Annotated in this window: 17 protein-coding genes and 1 pseudogene; 12 read left to right on the top strand and 6 right to left on the bottom strand. The window is 69.9% G+C overall.

Going from position 1 to position 13935, the window contains the following annotated elements:
* Positions 1 to 62 precede the first annotated feature (62 nt).
* Both ACFYR3_RS42840 and ACFYR3_RS42835 read left to right on the top strand, forming a co-directional pair.
* The gene (locus ACFYR3_RS42840; RefSeq protein WP_389287697.1) at positions 63 to 350 is read left to right on the top strand and encodes a metal-sensitive transcriptional regulator; all 288 of its coding nucleotides are present in this window, start codon (positions 63 to 65) and stop codon (positions 348 to 350) included.
* Between the two features lie 240 nt (positions 351 to 590).
* The gene (locus ACFYR3_RS42835; RefSeq protein ID WP_389287695.1) at positions 591 to 995 is read left to right on the top strand and encodes a DUF302 domain-containing protein; all 405 of its coding nucleotides are present in this window, start codon (positions 591 to 593) and stop codon (positions 993 to 995) included.
* Between the two features lie 286 nt (positions 996 to 1281).
* Here the strand turns inward: ACFYR3_RS42835 and ACFYR3_RS42830 are convergent, their stop codons facing one another.
* Positions 1282 to 1788 (bottom strand): MarR family winged helix-turn-helix transcriptional regulator, encoded by a 507-nt coding sequence (locus ACFYR3_RS42830; protein WP_389287693.1) that lies wholly within the window; start codon positions 1786 to 1788, stop codon positions 1282 to 1284.
* Between the two features lie 241 nt (positions 1789 to 2029).
* On the opposite strand from ACFYR3_RS42830, the gene lgt reads away from it, so the two are divergent.
* Positions 2030 to 2845: a prolipoprotein diacylglyceryl transferase gene (lgt, locus tag ACFYR3_RS42825; protein WP_389287736.1), complete on the top strand. Its 816-nt coding sequence runs from the start codon at positions 2030 to 2032 to the stop codon at positions 2843 to 2845.
* A gap of 160 nt (positions 2846 to 3005) precedes the next feature.
* Here lgt and ACFYR3_RS42820 read toward each other — a convergent pair whose 3' ends face one another.
* Positions 3006 to 3176, bottom strand: coding sequence for a hypothetical protein (locus ACFYR3_RS42820; RefSeq protein ID WP_389287739.1), 171 nt, complete (start codon positions 3174 to 3176; stop codon positions 3006 to 3008).
* Between ACFYR3_RS42820 and ACFYR3_RS42815 the strand changes: the two genes are divergently transcribed.
* The 5 genes from ACFYR3_RS42815 (at position 3109) to ACFYR3_RS42795 (ending at position 7030) form a co-directional block, all read left to right on the top strand.
* Entirely contained in the window at positions 3109 to 3261 is a 153-nt protein-coding gene (locus tag ACFYR3_RS42815) for a hypothetical protein (protein WP_389287735.1), read from the top strand. The genes ACFYR3_RS42820 and ACFYR3_RS42815 overlap by 68 nt on opposite strands.
* 527 nt (positions 3262 to 3788) lie before the next feature.
* Positions 3789 to 5147, top strand: coding sequence for a rhodanese-like domain-containing protein (locus ACFYR3_RS42810; protein ID WP_389287691.1), 1359 nt, complete (start codon positions 3789 to 3791; stop codon positions 5145 to 5147).
* 101 nt (positions 5148 to 5248) lie between these two features.
* Positions 5249 to 5614, top strand: coding sequence for a rhodanese-like domain-containing protein (locus tag ACFYR3_RS42805; RefSeq protein ID WP_389287689.1), 366 nt, complete (start codon positions 5249 to 5251; stop codon positions 5612 to 5614).
* Positions 5611 to 6354, top strand: a complete 744-nt coding sequence (locus tag ACFYR3_RS42800; protein ID WP_389287687.1) for a sulfite exporter TauE/SafE family protein — start codon at positions 5611 to 5613, stop codon at positions 6352 to 6354. Before ACFYR3_RS42805 ends, ACFYR3_RS42800 begins: the two co-directional genes overlap by 4 nt.
* 100 nt (positions 6355 to 6454) lie before the next feature.
* The gene (locus ACFYR3_RS42795; RefSeq protein WP_389287685.1) at positions 6455 to 7030 is read left to right on the top strand and encodes a rhodanese-like domain-containing protein; all 576 of its coding nucleotides are present in this window, start codon (positions 6455 to 6457) and stop codon (positions 7028 to 7030) included.
* Between the two features lie 485 nt (positions 7031 to 7515).
* On the opposite strand, the gene ACFYR3_RS42790 is transcribed toward ACFYR3_RS42795, so the two are convergent.
* Positions 7516 to 7896, bottom strand: coding sequence for a hypothetical protein (locus tag ACFYR3_RS42790; RefSeq protein ID WP_389287683.1), 381 nt, complete (start codon positions 7894 to 7896; stop codon positions 7516 to 7518).
* Positions 7897 to 8254: 358 nt separating this feature from the next.
* On the opposite strand from ACFYR3_RS42790, the gene ACFYR3_RS42785 reads away from it, so the two are divergent.
* From ACFYR3_RS42785 to ACFYR3_RS42775, 3 genes are all read left to right on the top strand, one after another.
* Entirely contained in the window at positions 8255 to 8581 is a 327-nt protein-coding gene (locus tag ACFYR3_RS42785) for a rhodanese-like domain-containing protein (RefSeq protein ID WP_389287682.1), read from the top strand.
* A 100-nt stretch (positions 8582 to 8681) separates the two neighbouring features.
* On the top strand, positions 8682 to 10070 hold the full coding sequence (locus ACFYR3_RS42780; protein WP_389287680.1) for a rhodanese-like domain-containing protein: 1389 nt from the start codon (positions 8682 to 8684) through the stop codon (positions 10068 to 10070).
* Positions 10071 to 10249: 179 nt separating this feature from the next.
* Positions 10250 to 10834 carry a rhodanese-like domain-containing protein gene (locus ACFYR3_RS42775; protein WP_389287678.1) on the top strand — a complete coding sequence of 195 codons (585 nt, stop codon included), beginning with the start codon at positions 10250 to 10252 and terminating at the stop codon, positions 10832 to 10834.
* A 187-nt stretch (positions 10835 to 11021) separates the two neighbouring features.
* Here the strand turns inward: ACFYR3_RS42775 and ACFYR3_RS42770 are convergent, their stop codons facing one another.
* The gene (locus ACFYR3_RS42770) at positions 11022 to 11573 is read right to left on the bottom strand and encodes a DUF429 domain-containing protein (RefSeq protein WP_389287677.1); all 552 of its coding nucleotides are present in this window, start codon (positions 11571 to 11573) and stop codon (positions 11022 to 11024) included.
* Between the two features lie 71 nt (positions 11574 to 11644).
* Between ACFYR3_RS42770 and ACFYR3_RS42765 the strand changes: the two genes are divergently transcribed.
* Positions 11645 to 12289, top strand: coding sequence for a uracil-DNA glycosylase (locus ACFYR3_RS42765; protein WP_389287675.1), 645 nt, complete (start codon positions 11645 to 11647; stop codon positions 12287 to 12289).
* Between the two features lie 124 nt (positions 12290 to 12413).
* On the opposite strand, the gene ACFYR3_RS42760 is transcribed toward ACFYR3_RS42765, so the two are convergent.
* Positions 12414 to 12875, bottom strand: coding sequence for an ArsI/CadI family heavy metal resistance metalloenzyme (locus tag ACFYR3_RS42760; RefSeq protein WP_389287673.1), 462 nt, complete (start codon positions 12873 to 12875; stop codon positions 12414 to 12416).
* A 28-nt stretch (positions 12876 to 12903) separates the two neighbouring features.
* Positions 12904 to 13842, bottom strand: a pseudogene (locus ACFYR3_RS42755) (flavoprotein); the annotation flags it as partial.
* Positions 13843 to 13935 lie beyond the last annotated feature (93 nt).

Below are 13935 nucleotides of genomic sequence, written 5' to 3'. Positions count from 1 at the left end.
GGTCGACGCCGTCCCGAAACGGGACGTACAGTACCCCTAGGGGTATTTTTCGAGGAGTGATCGTGGAACTGGAACTCGTGGGTGCGGACCTGAAGGCCGTACTGAACCGGCTGCGCCGCGCGCAGGGGCAGATCTCCGGCGTGATCCGGATGATCGAGGAGGGGCGCGACTGCGAGGATGTCGTCACACAGCTCGCCGCCGCGTCCCGCGCACTGGACCGGGCGGGATTCGCGATCATCGCTACCGGTCTGCAGCAGTGTGTGGCAGACCTCGACTCCGGTCGGCAGAACGGCGAGGACACGGACGTCATGCGCGCTCGGCTGGAGAAACTGTTCCTGTCGCTGGCGTAAGGGCTCATGCCGCTGCGGCCGTCACAGGACAGCGTCGCCAGCATGAACCCGGCGACGGTCGGCAGCCGCAGCGCGAAGATCCGCTGAAGCGTGCCTCTGGACATATGGCCGTGACGCCGATCCAGGTACCCCAGGAGATATCCACAAGGGTGGGAAAGATCTGAAAGCACCTCACCAGCACCTCGCTGATGAAGGGCTGTTCGTCCCGCACCCTGCGAGCCGAAGAGAAGGACCGACGCCATGCGCTATGACCGCACAGTGCACCTCGACACCGACTTCGCCACCACCGTCGCCCGCACCCGCGACGCCCTCGCGGAGCAGGGGTTCGGAATCCTCACCGAGATCGACGTCACCGCGACCCTCAAGGCGAAGCTCGACCACGACATGGAGGACTACGTCATCCTCGGCGCCTGCAACCCACCCCTCGCGCACCGCGCCCTGGAGACCGACCGCTCGATCGGCCTTCTGCTCCCGTGCAACATGGTCGTTCGCAGGGACGGCGGCCGTACGGCCGTCCAGGCCCTCGACCCGAACACCATGGTCGCCCTCAGCGAACTCGAGGCCCTGCGCCCCGTCGCCGAGGAGGCCGCCCGTCGCCTCGATGCCGCCCTTGCCTCACTTACGGCAGCCGATACCAACAGCTGAGATCCCCCGACGATGAACCTGACGCACCTATAGGTTCCGGTTCATCTGGCAGTGTCGGTGACCAGGTGCCACGTGACGCCTGTGAGCAGCGCCAGGCGAGTTGGGGCACGGCGGCCGGGACGTCAGTTGAAGAAATCGTCGACGCGGTAGCGGTGACCGACGCCGTGGAAACGCCCGTCACCACCCGAATTCACGCCTCAGCGCCTGCCACAGGCGTCAGCGGCGTACGCGACGGGTCGGCTCTCCTCATCTGAGGAAGAGCCTGACCTAGAAATCCTTGTCTCGATCATCGCTCAGTCGCGGCGTCCGTCGGCTCACCAAGGCGCTCGGCCAATTGGAAGATCGCCGGCAGCGCGTTTGCGATCGCCGCCCGGTCGGCGTCATCGAGGGCGGAGAGTGCCGCGTCCATGCGGTGTTCGTGGGCGGTGGTCCAGGCGGCGAGCTGGTCGCGTCCGGCGGCGGTGAGCGCGACGACAGACGCGCGGCGGTCAGTGGGATCGACATCACGGGTCACCAGCCCCGCCGTGATCATCTGCGCGATCAGGCCACTGACCGTGCTGGGCGCCAGCCGCTGGCGCCCAGCGAGGTCGCTGATCCGGGCAGGTGAGTGCTCGCCGAGCACCTGCAGTAGTTCGACCTGGGCCGTGGGAAGGGTTTCCCACGGGTAGTCGGTGCGGATGGAGGCGCGCAGTGCGCGGCGCAGGCGGGTGACAGCCTCGGTGAGCAGGCGGGCGTCCGGTACCGCGCCGATGGGCCGGGGCAGGGAGACCTCGGAGTGGGGCTGCGCGGACATGCGGCAAGGGTATCCGGGTCGCACACAGGGGCCGCCGCTCGTGCGCTGTCGGGAGAGCAGCGGCCCGGTCGCTGCCGATTCCAGATAGTTCGGTGTCCGATGTATCGTCGGGCGAGCTGTCGCGGCCCACCGGCCGGCCCCCGTGCACGTGAGAACGGTCGAGTCCATGAACCTGGCGTACCTGCCCAGTCCCTCGCAGGGGGTGTGGCACCTCGGGCCGCTACCGCTCCGTGCCTAGGCGCTGTGCATCCTGGCCGGCATCTTCACCGCCGTGTGGCTGACCGGACGCCGCTGGGCAGCGAGGGGCGGGCGCCGGGAGGACATCGCTGATGTCGCGATCTGGGCCGTGCCGTTCGGCATACTTGGCGGCCGTCTGTATCACGTCGTCACCGATCCGGAGCTGTACTTCGCCGCGGGCCGGCAACCGCTGCACGCCCTGTACATCTGGGACGGCGGTCTGGGCATTCCGGGTGCGGTGGCGCTCGGCGCAGTCGGTGCCTTTCTGGGCTGCCGACGCCGGGGCATCAGGCTGTCCGATTTCGCGGATGCCGCCGCACCGGGACTGGTGCTGGCGCAGGCGATCGGCCGCTGGGGCAACTACTTCAACCAGGAACTCTTCGGCCGTCCCACCGACCTGCCATGGGCGCTGTACATCGACCCGGCACACCGCCCCGCCGACAGCGTCTCGGTCGCGCTCTATCACCCGACATTCCTGTACGAGTCACTGTGGGACCTCGGCATCGTGGCACTCCTGCTCTGGCTGGACGGCCGATACCACCGTCGGCTCCGCCGGGGACGGCTTTTCGCCTGCTACGTACTGGCCTACACCGCCGGCAGGGCCTGGATCGAGGCACTGCGCATCGACCACGCCAACCACTTCCTGGGTCTGCGCCTTAACGACTACGTATCCCTCGTGCTGTTCACCGGGGCGCTGGTGTACCTGATCGCCACCCGCCGCCCGCGTCCGAGCGACAACGCTCCGTACGCCGACGTGGAGGATGAGGAGAAGGCCATGACGCCGGTCGCGACCGGCGTTTCCGGCCGGGACGGGGTCTGACCGCGGCTCCAGGCACCGCCGTATCAAGGGTCCAGTCGACGACTCCGCCCGAATCCGGCGCCTCGGCCCGCTGCCGTTTGCCGACGGCCGGCGCCCTCTGGACAGGCCCCGGCCGTCGGCGGAGCCGGCCTGCGCCGCCCCGCTGACTGGGCCTACACCCTCACCCGTAACACAGCGCCCGCCCACCGCGCCGCCGCCCTGTGCGGCGCGCACGACAGGCCGTCTTGGCTTTGGCGTTCTTGGCCCGCCGCACCTGGGCGCGGGTGCTGGGCGCCTGGTATCCGGCCGCGGCCTTCGCCGTCATCCCGACCACCGCGAACCACTTCGTCATCGATGCGGTCGCGCGGTCGGCGTCTTCGTCCAGGCACTGCTTGCCCGCATCACCGAGCTGCAGCGCGCCGCTCCGGCATGCCTGAACGGTCGGTCAAGCCCTGACCCAGCGTCTCCATGGGCCCGCAGCTCGGCCACGGCCGTCGGTCGGCCCGCGAGTCGGGATGGGCGTCACGGCCCGGCAGCCCGGTGACCGCAGCGGCATCGGCCTCCTGAGCGGCCATCGCCGGAAGTGCGGAACCTTGCCACGCAGCGACACGGCATCCGCCCTCGGCGACCAGGTCTGGGGCCAGGCCGACCAGGGTCGCTACCAGTACCGGCAGGCGATCGCCAGAGGGACTGCGAACGGCGGCGTGACCGCGACGGCGAATACGCCCGCTCCGCTGCCGGCCACGGAGGGCCTGCGGTCGGCCAGGGAATGCGGCAGCGACCGGCCCGGCCTCACGAAACCGGCGGACAGCACGCCTGGAACCGCAACGCGAACCACACAGACAGTGGCCCGCGGCCGACGGCCCGACCGGAGGCCGAAACCCCGACCGGAATACCCCCGGGGGTACCAATGTTAGAGTGCATATACCCCGGGGGGTACATTCGACGGGAAGGGACCATCTCCGTGTTCTTCATCGACACCATTGAGCTCGAGGGCCTGGGCAACCGCAGCTACCTGGCCGGCGGCAGGCAGACGGCCGTGGCCGTGGACCCGCCGCGCGATGTCGACCAGGTACTGGCGGCCGCCGCGCGCCGGGGGGTACGGATCTCGCACGTGGTGGAGACGCATATCCACAACGACTACGTCACCGGCGGTCTGGAGCTGGCCCGGATCACCGGCGCCTCCTACCTGGTGCCGGCCGGGGCGCGCGTGTCGTTCACACGGGTCCCGGTGACCGACGGCGACACCGTCACCGTCGACGGCGAGCTGGAGCTGCGGGCGGTCGCCACTCCGGGCCACACTCCGCACCACACCTCCTACGTCCTGCAGGACCAGGGGCAGCCGGTGGCCGCCTTCACCGGCGGCTCCCTGCTCATCGGCACAGTGGGCCGTCCCGACCTGGTCGAGCCGCGTCTGACCGAAAAGCTGGCTCGCGCTCAGCACGCCTCCGCACATCGCCTGGCGGCCGAACTGCCGGACGAGACGTCTGTGCTGCCCACGCACGGCTTCGGCAGCTTCTGCTCCTCGGCGCAGGCCGAGGGGGACGCCACCACGATCGGCAAGGAGAAGGCGGTCAACGCGGCGCTGACGACGGACGTGGACTCGTTCGTCGCGCGGCTCCTCGCGGACCTTGACGCCGTCCCCGCCTACTACACGTACATGGGGCCGGCCAACGCCGCCGGTCCCGCGCCCGTGGACCTGACTCCTCCGGCCGTCGCGGACGCCGACGAGATCGCCGCACGGCTCGCGGCCGGTGAGTGGGTCGTCGACCTGCGCAACCGGGTCGCGTTCGCGGAGGGCCACGTCGCCGGGTCGTTCAACTTCGAGGCGGACGGCAAGATCGCCACGTACCTGGCCTGGATGATCCCGTGGGGCAAGCCGGTGACACTCCTGGCCGAGTCTCCGGAACAACTGGCCGCCGCGCAGCGGGAACTGGTCCGGGTCGGCATCGACCGCCCCGCGGCCGCCGCCACCGGCACCCCGCAGCAGTGGACAGCCGACGGCGACACGCTCGCCTCCTTCCCCCGCTCCACGTTCGCAGGCCTGGCCGAGCGGGGCACGGACGGCATCGTCGTCCTGGACGTGCGGCGCGACTCCGAACGGGCCGCCGGACACATCGAGGGCTCCGTGCACATTCCGATCCACCAGCTGCACAAGAGGCTCCGCGAGGTACCGGCCGGCACCGTCTGGGTGCACTGCGCCGGCGGCATGCGCGCCGGTATCGCCGCCTCGCTGCTGGACGCGTCCGGCCGAGCCGTGGTGGCAGTCGACGACGACTTCGACAACGCCGAGGCCGCCGGACTCACCGTCGTCACCGGCTGACCGTAGCCCCCTGGCACGGATCGGCCGTGTCAACGCGTCGGCCGCGGGCGGCCGACTCGATGAGGCCGCCCGTACCCGAGAACTTTTCGAGAGGTTGTGTGATGTTCCTTTTCCGTCGCGGCGCGAACCGCGTCACCGTGAACGAAGCCCACCGGCGCACCCAGGGTGCCAACGCCCCGGCCGTCCTGCTGGACGTACGGGAGCAGACCGAGTGGAACGTCGGACACGCACCCGGCGCCATCCACGCGCCGCTGTCCCGCCTGGCTGCGGGGGCGGCCCTGCCGAGCAGGGCCCAGGCAAGACCGCTGGTGGTGATCTGCCGCAGCGGGCGCCGCTCACAACAGGCCGCCGAACTGCTGGCCGAACGCGGCTCCGACGCCGTCGACGTCAAGGGCGGCATGCAGGCGTGGGCCGCCGCCGGACACGCCGTCATCGACAAGCACGGGAACGACGGCTCGATAGCATGACCGCCCTCATCCTCGCGCTCGTCGCCGGTGGCGTCATCGGACTGGCCCTGGGCGGACTCGGCGGAGGCGGCAGCGTCCTCGCCGTCCCCGCCCTGATCTACCTGCTCCACTTCACCCCGGCACAGGCGACGACGGCCAGCCTCATCATCGTCACCCTCACGTCCGTCACAGCACTGGCCGGACACGCCCGGGACGGCAACGTGGCCTGGCGCACGGGACTGCTCTTCGCCGCCGCGGGCATCGTGCCCGCAGTGATCGCCGGAGCCGCCGCCGGCCACCTGCCCAACGCCATGCTGACCATCGCCTTCGCCGTCATCGCGGCACTCGCCGCCCTGCGCATGCTGCGCCCCGCGCGTACCGAACCTCCGGGCCCGGTGAACCCCCGCAAGGCCGGGGCAGCCGGCGCCGGGCTCGGCGCGGTGACCGGATTCCTGGGCGTGGGCGGCGGCTTCCTCGCGGTACCGGCGCTGGTCAGCGTGCTCGGACTGACCATGCGCCGGGCGGTCGGCACCAGCCTCCTGGTCATCACCATCAACTCGATGGCAGCCCTCACCGCACGGGCCGGTTCCGGCATGCAACTGGACTGGGCCGTCATCGCACCATTCACCGCGGCAGCGATCCTGGGCGCCTGGGACGGCAAACGCCTCTCGAAAAAGCTCAAGGGCCAGACACTTCAGCGGGTCTTCGCCTACGTGCTCCTCGCGGTCGCCCTCTTCATGCTGGCCGACGTACTCGTCTGACTCCCCACCGGGTGACCGAGCTCCACGTCCTCACCCACACCCCATCGGCACGAGAACTCGTCCGTCCGAAACACCCCGACGCACAAGGATGACAACGACCATGACCACCCCCACCACCCTCGACCCCCACCAGACCCACGCCCGCCTGCACGAACTCACCATCGTCGACGTCCGCACCCCCGGCGAGTACGCCGGCGGCCACATCTCCGGCGCCCTGAACATCCCGCTGGACCAGCTCGACCGGGCGCTGCCCGACCTCCGCACCGCCGCCCAGACCGGTGAGGTCCTAGTCGTCTGCGCCTCCGGCGCCCGGTCCGAGAACGCCTGCCGGATGCTCGCGGAGAACGGCATCCACACCGCCAACCTCGCCGGCGGCACCGGCGCCTGGGCCGCCCAGGGCCACGACCTGCACCGCCCCGAGGGAAGCACGAAGGCGACCTGGGGCATGGAGCGCCAGGTCCGCCTCACCGCCGGCTCCGTCGTCCTGCTCGGCCTGGCCCTGGGCGAGCTCGTCCACCCGGCCTTCCGGCTCCTGTCAGCCGGCATCGCCGGCGGCCTGGTCTTCTCCGCCGCGACCAACACCTGCGGCATGGCCGCCATGCTCGCCAAGCTTCCCCACAACCGGCCCCGCAAGACCGACCTCGACGCGACGCTGACCCGCCTGCGCAACAACTGACGCGCGCCGGCTGCGACCACTCCCGGACGTGTTCGTGCCGACCCGGTACGGATCACAGCCGCCCGGGCCACGCTGTTCAAGGTGACCGTCCTGGTGATCGCGGCCGCCGGGGCACGGGAAGCGAGAGCCTCTCAACCACCTTTCACCCGGCATAAGTTCAGCGACCCCACACCCCCACGTTCATGGGCCGGGCAGAGGGCTCCGTCTGGCGTGCTGAGGCGGGAGCACCGTAATCGACGAAGGCCCGACCGAAATCGGTCGGGCCTTCGCTTCCCTCGTAGTCGGCTGCCAGACCCCCTCACCGGTCCCGCTACGGCCGCCGCACTGGCACTGTGCGCCGAAGCCGTGCCCACCGTGCTCATGAGCGGATACCCCAGATTCTCAGCGTGTCGGCCGTCTCTCCCCCTGGCGTCCCTCGCCCTCGGCACGACCGTACGCCCGGTCGCTACGGCCCGTTAATTCGCCGATCTGAAAACGAGTCGTTGTCAAAGCCAGCCGCCAAGTGCGATCAGCCCGCGGTGCGCCAACCGCTCAACGAAGGGATTGGGCCGGAGTGAAGGCCCGTACGCCAGGTCCGCCATGTCCATGCGCCATGGCGTACGCCGGCGGTCGAGGAGCCGAAGGCCGACGATCCAGTCAGCGACCTCGCTGACGGCATACTGCGCGGCGCAGAAACCGGTCCACGGCCTTCTGTCTTTCCTCTGCCGTTGGGTGGTGCCCGTGGCCTGGCGGCGCGTCGCCACGCTCGTCGCCCTCGTGGTCGTCGGGCAGCCGGCCGTCACGCCGAGGCTCGCCGGAAACCGCGTGCCGAACTCGGCGAACTGTTCGTCGCAACGTCCGGTGAGAAATTCCTTCAGCTCGACCATCGCGGCCTGGGGCCTCCACCGACTGCCGTGCCATGCCCGCTCGGCACAGCGGCCTGCGCACCCGAGCGCTGACCTCCTCCGGGCTGAACGGCTTGCTGACGTAGTCACGAAGGATCTGAGATTCCTCTGAGGCGTCGACGAGAGGGACCTGAGTCTCATGGGAGGCCGTATCACCGCCCCTGTTGTCACCGTCGGGGGCGAGCAGAAGGGGTCTGTCGATGTCGCCTGGCGACGTGTGGCCGCACGGCAGACGCATGATCGCGAATAGATACCCCTAGGGGTATTTGACAGGGTGGACAGGAGTCCTTTACCGTCGTTGAGGTAATACCCAGGGGGGTATATGGAGGTGAATGCGCTCATGGCTCGTGAAGTCGACCCGGAATCCTTCACCGCCGCCTGGAGGGCTGGCGCCGTCATCCTTGACGTGCGGGAGCCGGAGGAGTCCCGGGCGGGACATGTGCCCGGCGCGCAGCTTGCTCCACTGTCCGCACTGGCCGCCGCGCCGCCCCACCTGCCCAGGGGGCGTCAGGTGTACGTGATCTGCGCGAGCGACAACCGCAGCCAGTGGGCCGCGGACCGGCTCACCGCCGCCGGAATGGACACCCTTTCCGTCGCCGGCGGGACCCGAGGGTGGGCCGACGCCGGCCGCCCGCTCGCGACGGGGTCCACCCCGGGGACGGCCTGACCTTCCCCCGCTCACACGCCTGCCCCTTCGGGGAGCAGGCCACCTTTTGACCTCTCATATACCCCCTAGGGTATCCGAGTCATCACTTACGGAGGTTCCCATGTTCTTCGCCCAGTACTACCTCGACTGCCTCTCGCAGGCGTCGTACATGATCGCCGACGAGGCCACCGGCCAGGCCGTGGTCGTCGACCCTCGCCGGGACGTCTCGGAGTACCTGGCGGACGCCGAGGCCCGAGGTTTCACCGTGGTCGGTGTCATCAACACGCACTTCCACGCGGACTTCGTCGCCGGACACCTGGAGATGGCGGCCCGTACCGGCGCGTGGATCGGCTACGGGCGGCACGCCGAGACGGAGTATCCGATCCGCAAGCTGGCCGACGGCGAGACGATCAGCCTCGGTGACGTCACCCTGGAGATCATGGAGACGCCGGGGCACACCCCGGAGTCGATCAGCGTGCTGATCTACGAGCGCGGTGAGCACACCGTCCCGTACGGTGTACTCACCGGCGACGCGCTCTTCATCGGCGACGTGGGCCGCCCCGACCTGCTCGCCTCCATCGGCGTCACCGCCGATGAACTCGGCGCCATGCTGTACGACAGCGTCCAGAACAAACTGATGGGCTTGCCGGACGAGGTACGGGTCTTCCCCGCGCATGGCGCCGGGTCCGCCTGCGGCAAGAACCTCTCGACCGAGAAGCAGTCCACCATCGGCGAGCAGCGCGCCACCAACTACGCGTGCGCACCGATGAGTGAGGGCGAGTTCGTGGCCATCGTGACCGCTGGCCAAGCCGCCGCTCCCGGCTACTTCGTCTACGACGCGATTCTCAACCGCAGTGAGCGCCCGCTGTTCGACCCGGCCACCGCCCCCCGGCCTCTGGCCGTCGAGGGCTTCACCGGCCTCCGCGCCTCCGGCGCCGTCGTCGTCGACGCCCGCGATCCGCAAGAGTTCGCCGCTGGGCACCTGCGTGGCTCGGTGAACGTGCCTGCCGACGGCCGGTTCGCCGAACAGGCCGGAACCGTCCTGCCCACCGACGCCGACCTGCTGGTCGTCGCCCCGCAGAACCGCGAGGAGGAGATCGTCACCCGTCTGGCCCGGATCGGCTTCGACCGAGTGGCCGGCTATCTGCGCTCCCCGGACGACGCCCTGACCGCACTGGCCCAGGAGGTCACCCCGGCCAGCCGCCTCACCGCCGCCCAGGTCCGTACCGCCCTGGAGAGCGACAACCCGCCGGTCGTCATCGACGTCCGCAACTGCGGTGAACGCGGCGAGCACGGCTTCATCGACGGAGCCCTTCACATCGCGCTCGGCGAGCTGCCCCGCCGACTGGACGAGATCCCGCGCGAGAAGCCCCTGGTCCTGCACTGCGCGGGCGGCCACCGCTCCTCGATCGCCGCGAGCCTGCTGCGCCACCACGGATTCACCGACGTCTCCGACATCCTCGGCGGCTACGCCGCCTGGGCCCTGCTCAACACCCCCGCCGCGGTCTGATCCGGCGGCCCAACCCTAGGGCGGCCGGCCCACGGCCCAACCGCGAAAGCCGCTGGCGCACCCGCGCGGGGCCCTCAATGCCCTGACCGGCCCCGCACGGGTGCGCCAGCCCCCACCTGTACCCGCACATACCCCTCCCCGCACTTCCATGCGGGTCACCTCACCACGACGGAGTCTTCATGACCATCGACGCCTCCCGCGCCGCCGGCCTCACCCCCGCCGCCCTTCAGCAGCTGATCAAAGACGGACGCGGACCGCGCGTGCTGGACGTGCGCACCCCGGGCGAGTTCCGGACGGTCCACATCCCCGGCTCCTACAACGTCCCGCTGGACACCCTCCGCGAGCACCGTGGCGAACTCCTCGCCCACCTCGACGAGGGCGTGGTCCTGGTCTGCCGTTCCGGCGCCCGCGCCGCCCAGGCCGAGCAGGCCCTCGCCGAGGCCGGTCTGCCCAACCTGCGCGTGCTGGACGGCGGCATGATGGCCTGGGAAGTCGCCGGCGCACCCGTCAACCGAGGCGAAGCGCGGTGGGACCTCGAACGCCAGGTCCGCCTGATCGCGGGATCCGTCGTGCTGGTCACCGGCCTCGTCGGCCTGTTCGTGCCGGGAGCGCACCTGATCGGCACCGCCATCGGTGCCGGGCTGACGTTCGCCGCGCTCAGCAACACCTGCGCCATGGGCATGCTGCTGTCCAAGCTGCCCTACAACCGCGGCCCGCGCACCGATATCCGCACCGTCATCGCCTCCCTGCGGGAACACTCGTGATCACGCTCGTCTCGCGGTATCGGTACTGATCGGGATCAGCCACGTTCGCGGTCCGGACAGGACGACCCACCGTCACAACGAGAATCGGGCCTCACCAGGACTTGCGTCTCCGGTGAGGACCCGTTTCGTCGGTTCTTCTCAGGGTGTCCAGGTCGTGTTCGCTGCGCGTGCACTGTTCGCGCACGCGTTAGCTGAGGTTGAGGCCCAAGCCGCCGGCGAGGCCAGCAAGGATCTCGGCCCTCACAGGAAAGGCTTCAGGCTTACGACCCTTGCAGCTCTCCTTGCCCGCAAGCCCCCACTGGATCAGCGCGAACGCCGGGTAGACCTCGACGACCGAGCCGGAGCCGTCTCGGGGAATAGCGGGGCCCGCCTCAGCCAGACATTCCGGAAGACCCACCGCTCGCATTGCGACGATGCCCAACTTGTCAGCAGCAACCGGGAGAGGGCGCTGCTGCCCGGCCCCGGTCCGCTTCCATGACCCATCGTCGGTCAGACGATGGGTGAACCTGACCAGCCCGTCGCGACCGCCGTGCGGCGCATAGCGGGACCGTGCGGGCAGCCTCGCACCAGCCTGGTGGGCGGCGAGCAGAGACGTGAACGCGACCGGCCAGCCGATAGGCGAATCCAGGCCGGTCTTGTCGGCGGTCCGCATGGCCGCCAACAGGTCTTCTTCGTTTCTGGCGTTGAGTGTCTCGACGACCGGTTGCTCCGTCCATGTGACGCAGCAGACTGCGGGCACGTCCGGTCGAGCAGTGTCAGACGTGTCGTTAGGGTCCCCATGCGATAGTGCCGGCCGGTGGTGGAGGAAGCATGGCAAGACGGATGCGTGAAGAGGCGTTCCGAGTGGAGCAGGAGCAGAGGCGTTATGCCCCCCATGTTCGTCCGATCAATGAGATGGTCGACGTCTTGCGCGAGCAGGACGGGCGTGGCTGGATGCCGCATGTCGCACCCTGGCACGGGGGAGCGGAGGCTCGCGTCTTGTCCATTCTGCGGGACCCGGGTCCCAAGACGCAGGAAGGCGCTGGCTCGGGATTCCTGTGCGTGGAAAACGATGATCCGACGGCGGAGCTCCAGGCCCAGATCTTCGAGGAAGCCGGGATAGCGCCGCGTGAAGTCACTCCCTGGAATGCCTACCCCTGGTACATCAACCGCCCACCGAATGCGGCTGAGCTCCAGGCTGGCGTCGAGGTCCTGAAACAGCTGCTGGGGTTGATGCAGAAGGCAGAGGTCGTACTCCTCCAGGGCAACGAAGCCCAGGACGTGTGGCGCCGCCTGCTCAAGACGCACCCCGAGACTGTCCGTGATCGGACCCTGGAGGTAGTCAGCACCTACCACCCCGGTCGGCAGGCTCTCTTCGTGCGAGACCCGGAGGAACGCGCCCGCCGCGCACAGCACCGAATCGACTCCTACCAGAAAGTCGGTGACGCGCTCCTCGGGACAGGCGGGCAGATGTAGGGATCAACCGTGCTGATGCGACCCAGACCGGAGTGATGAACAGGGCGGGCAGGTTGGCGCGGGGCCGCGACGGGTCCCCGGTTCCGGTCGCGGCCCCGCTGGTCTGAAGGTTGGTTATCGACGGTCAGCAGCAGCTTGCCGATGGGACCGTCGACTCGTCCGGCGCGTCCTCGCTCGGGGCTTTGCAGCAGGTGCCGCCCTGCTGCTTGGCCAGGGAGTCGGCGTCGGCCTTCACGACGTAGACCTCCCAGGGTTCCTGTCCCGGGCCGTGGACCCAGACCTTGTCCTGGAGGGCGTAGCAACAGGTGGTGTCGTTCTCCTCGACGGTGGCCAGCCCGGCCTCGGCCAGCCGGGCGGTGGCCGTGTGTACGGCCTCGGTCGTCTCGACCTCGACGCCGAGGTGGTCCATGCGCGTTGCCTCGCCTGCGGCGCCTTCGATCAGGACGAGTTTGAGCGGGGGCTCGGTGATGGCGAAGTTGGCGTAGCCGTCGCGGAGTTTGGCGGGCTCGGTGCCGAACAGCTTGCTGTAGAAGGCGATGGACGCGTCGAGGTCGGGGACGCGGAGGGCGAGCTGTAGACGGGACATGGCGAACCTCCTTGAGGGGATTGCGGGTTCAGCAGCTGCCGGATGCGGCAGGGGCGCCGACGCCGATCTGCAGGGTGGCCGGGGCGGCGCAGCACCCGCCTCCCGCGCTGCTCTGAGCGGCGTCGGGGTCGTCGAACAGGCCGGCTCCGCCGCATACGCCGGTCTCGGGGAGGGTCAGCTCGACGCGTTCGGCGGCTTCGCGGTCTCCGGCGAGGGCGGCGGTGATGGAGCGGACCTGCTCGTAGCCGGTCATCGCGAGGAACGTGGGGGCGCGGCCGTAGGACTTCATGCCGACCAGGTAGATGTCCTGCTCGGGGTGGGCGAGCTCGTCGACACCGTGCGGGTAGACGGTGCCGCAGGAGTGGACGTTGGGGTCGATGAGCGGGGCGAGTTCGGTCGGGGCTTGGAGGCGGTCGTCGAGGCCGAGCCGGATCTCGGAGAGGAAGGAGAGGTCGGGGCGCAGGCCGGTGAGGACGATGACCTCGTCGACCGGATCGAGGCGGCGGCCGTCCTCGGCGACCAAGATCAGGCGGCCGTCGGTGTCCCGCTGGACGGCCTCGGTGCGGAACCCGGTGGCCGCACTGGCGTGGCCCGCCTCGACGGCGGCCTTCGCGCGCAGCCCCAGTGCGCCGCGGGCGGGGAGCTGGTCGGCCTCTCCGCCGCCGTAGGTGCTCGTGCTGATGCCGCGACGCAGGATCCACACAGCGTGCGTGCTCGCTTCGTCCTTGGCCAGGTCGGCCAGGGTCGCGAGTGCGGTGAAGGCGGAGGCGCCCGAGCCGACGACGGCGGTGCGCCTGCCCGCGTACCGGGCGCGCACGGCCGGGTCGGTGAGGTCGGGGACGCGGTAGGAGATGCGGTCGGTGGCCGCCTTCTCGCCAAGGGCGGGCAGACCGTCGGCGCCCATCGGGCTGGGTGTGGACCAGGTGCCGGAAGCGTCGATGACGGCGCGGGCTGTGACGCGCTCCTCTGACCGTGGCCTCGGCATACTCCCCATAGGCGGCCATTTACGGCCCCACTGATGGCCAGCGGTTTCCCCGCGGATGGCCAGATATCTCCCCGC

The sequence above is a fragment of the Streptomyces sp. NPDC005784 genome, from assembly GCF_042871525.1.
Classification (GTDB): domain Bacteria; phylum Actinomycetota; class Actinomycetes; order Streptomycetales; family Streptomycetaceae; genus Streptomyces.
This window is presented reverse-complemented; position numbering and strand designations above follow the sequence as displayed.

What these genes read in the sequence shown, in the direction of transcription:
- ACFYR3_RS42835 (WP_389287695.1), top strand. Translation starts at nt 591, where the DNA reads ATGCGCTATGACCGCACAGTGCACCTCGACACCGACTTCGCCACCACC.
- ACFYR3_RS42830 (WP_389287693.1), bottom strand. Translation starts at nt 1,788, where the DNA reads ATGTCCGCGCAGCCCCACTCCGAGGTCTCCCTGCCCCGGCCCATCGGC.
- ACFYR3_RS42820 (WP_389287739.1), bottom strand. Translation starts at nt 3,176, where the DNA reads ATGACGAAGTGGTTCGCGGTGGTCGGGATGACGGCGAAGGCCGCGGCC.
- ACFYR3_RS42805 (WP_389287689.1), top strand. Translation starts at nt 5,249, where the DNA reads ATGTTCCTTTTCCGTCGCGGCGCGAACCGCGTCACCGTGAACGAAGCC.
- ACFYR3_RS42800 (WP_389287687.1), top strand. Translation starts at nt 5,611, where the DNA reads ATGACCGCCCTCATCCTCGCGCTCGTCGCCGGTGGCGTCATCGGACTG.
- ACFYR3_RS42795 (WP_389287685.1), top strand. Translation starts at nt 6,455, where the DNA reads ATGACCACCCCCACCACCCTCGACCCCCACCAGACCCACGCCCGCCTG.
- ACFYR3_RS42790 (WP_389287683.1), bottom strand. Translation starts at nt 7,896, where the DNA reads ATGGTCGAGCTGAAGGAATTTCTCACCGGACGTTGCGACGAACAGTTC.
- ACFYR3_RS42785 (WP_389287682.1), top strand. Translation starts at nt 8,255, where the DNA reads ATGGCTCGTGAAGTCGACCCGGAATCCTTCACCGCCGCCTGGAGGGCT.
- ACFYR3_RS42780 (WP_389287680.1), top strand. Translation starts at nt 8,682, where the DNA reads ATGTTCTTCGCCCAGTACTACCTCGACTGCCTCTCGCAGGCGTCGTAC.
- ACFYR3_RS42775 (WP_389287678.1), top strand. Translation starts at nt 10,250, where the DNA reads ATGACCATCGACGCCTCCCGCGCCGCCGGCCTCACCCCCGCCGCCCTT.
- ACFYR3_RS42765 (WP_389287675.1), top strand. Translation starts at nt 11,645, where the DNA reads ATGGCAAGACGGATGCGTGAAGAGGCGTTCCGAGTGGAGCAGGAGCAG.
- ACFYR3_RS42760 (WP_389287673.1), bottom strand. Translation starts at nt 12,875, where the DNA reads ATGTCCCGTCTACAGCTCGCCCTCCGCGTCCCCGACCTCGACGCGTCC.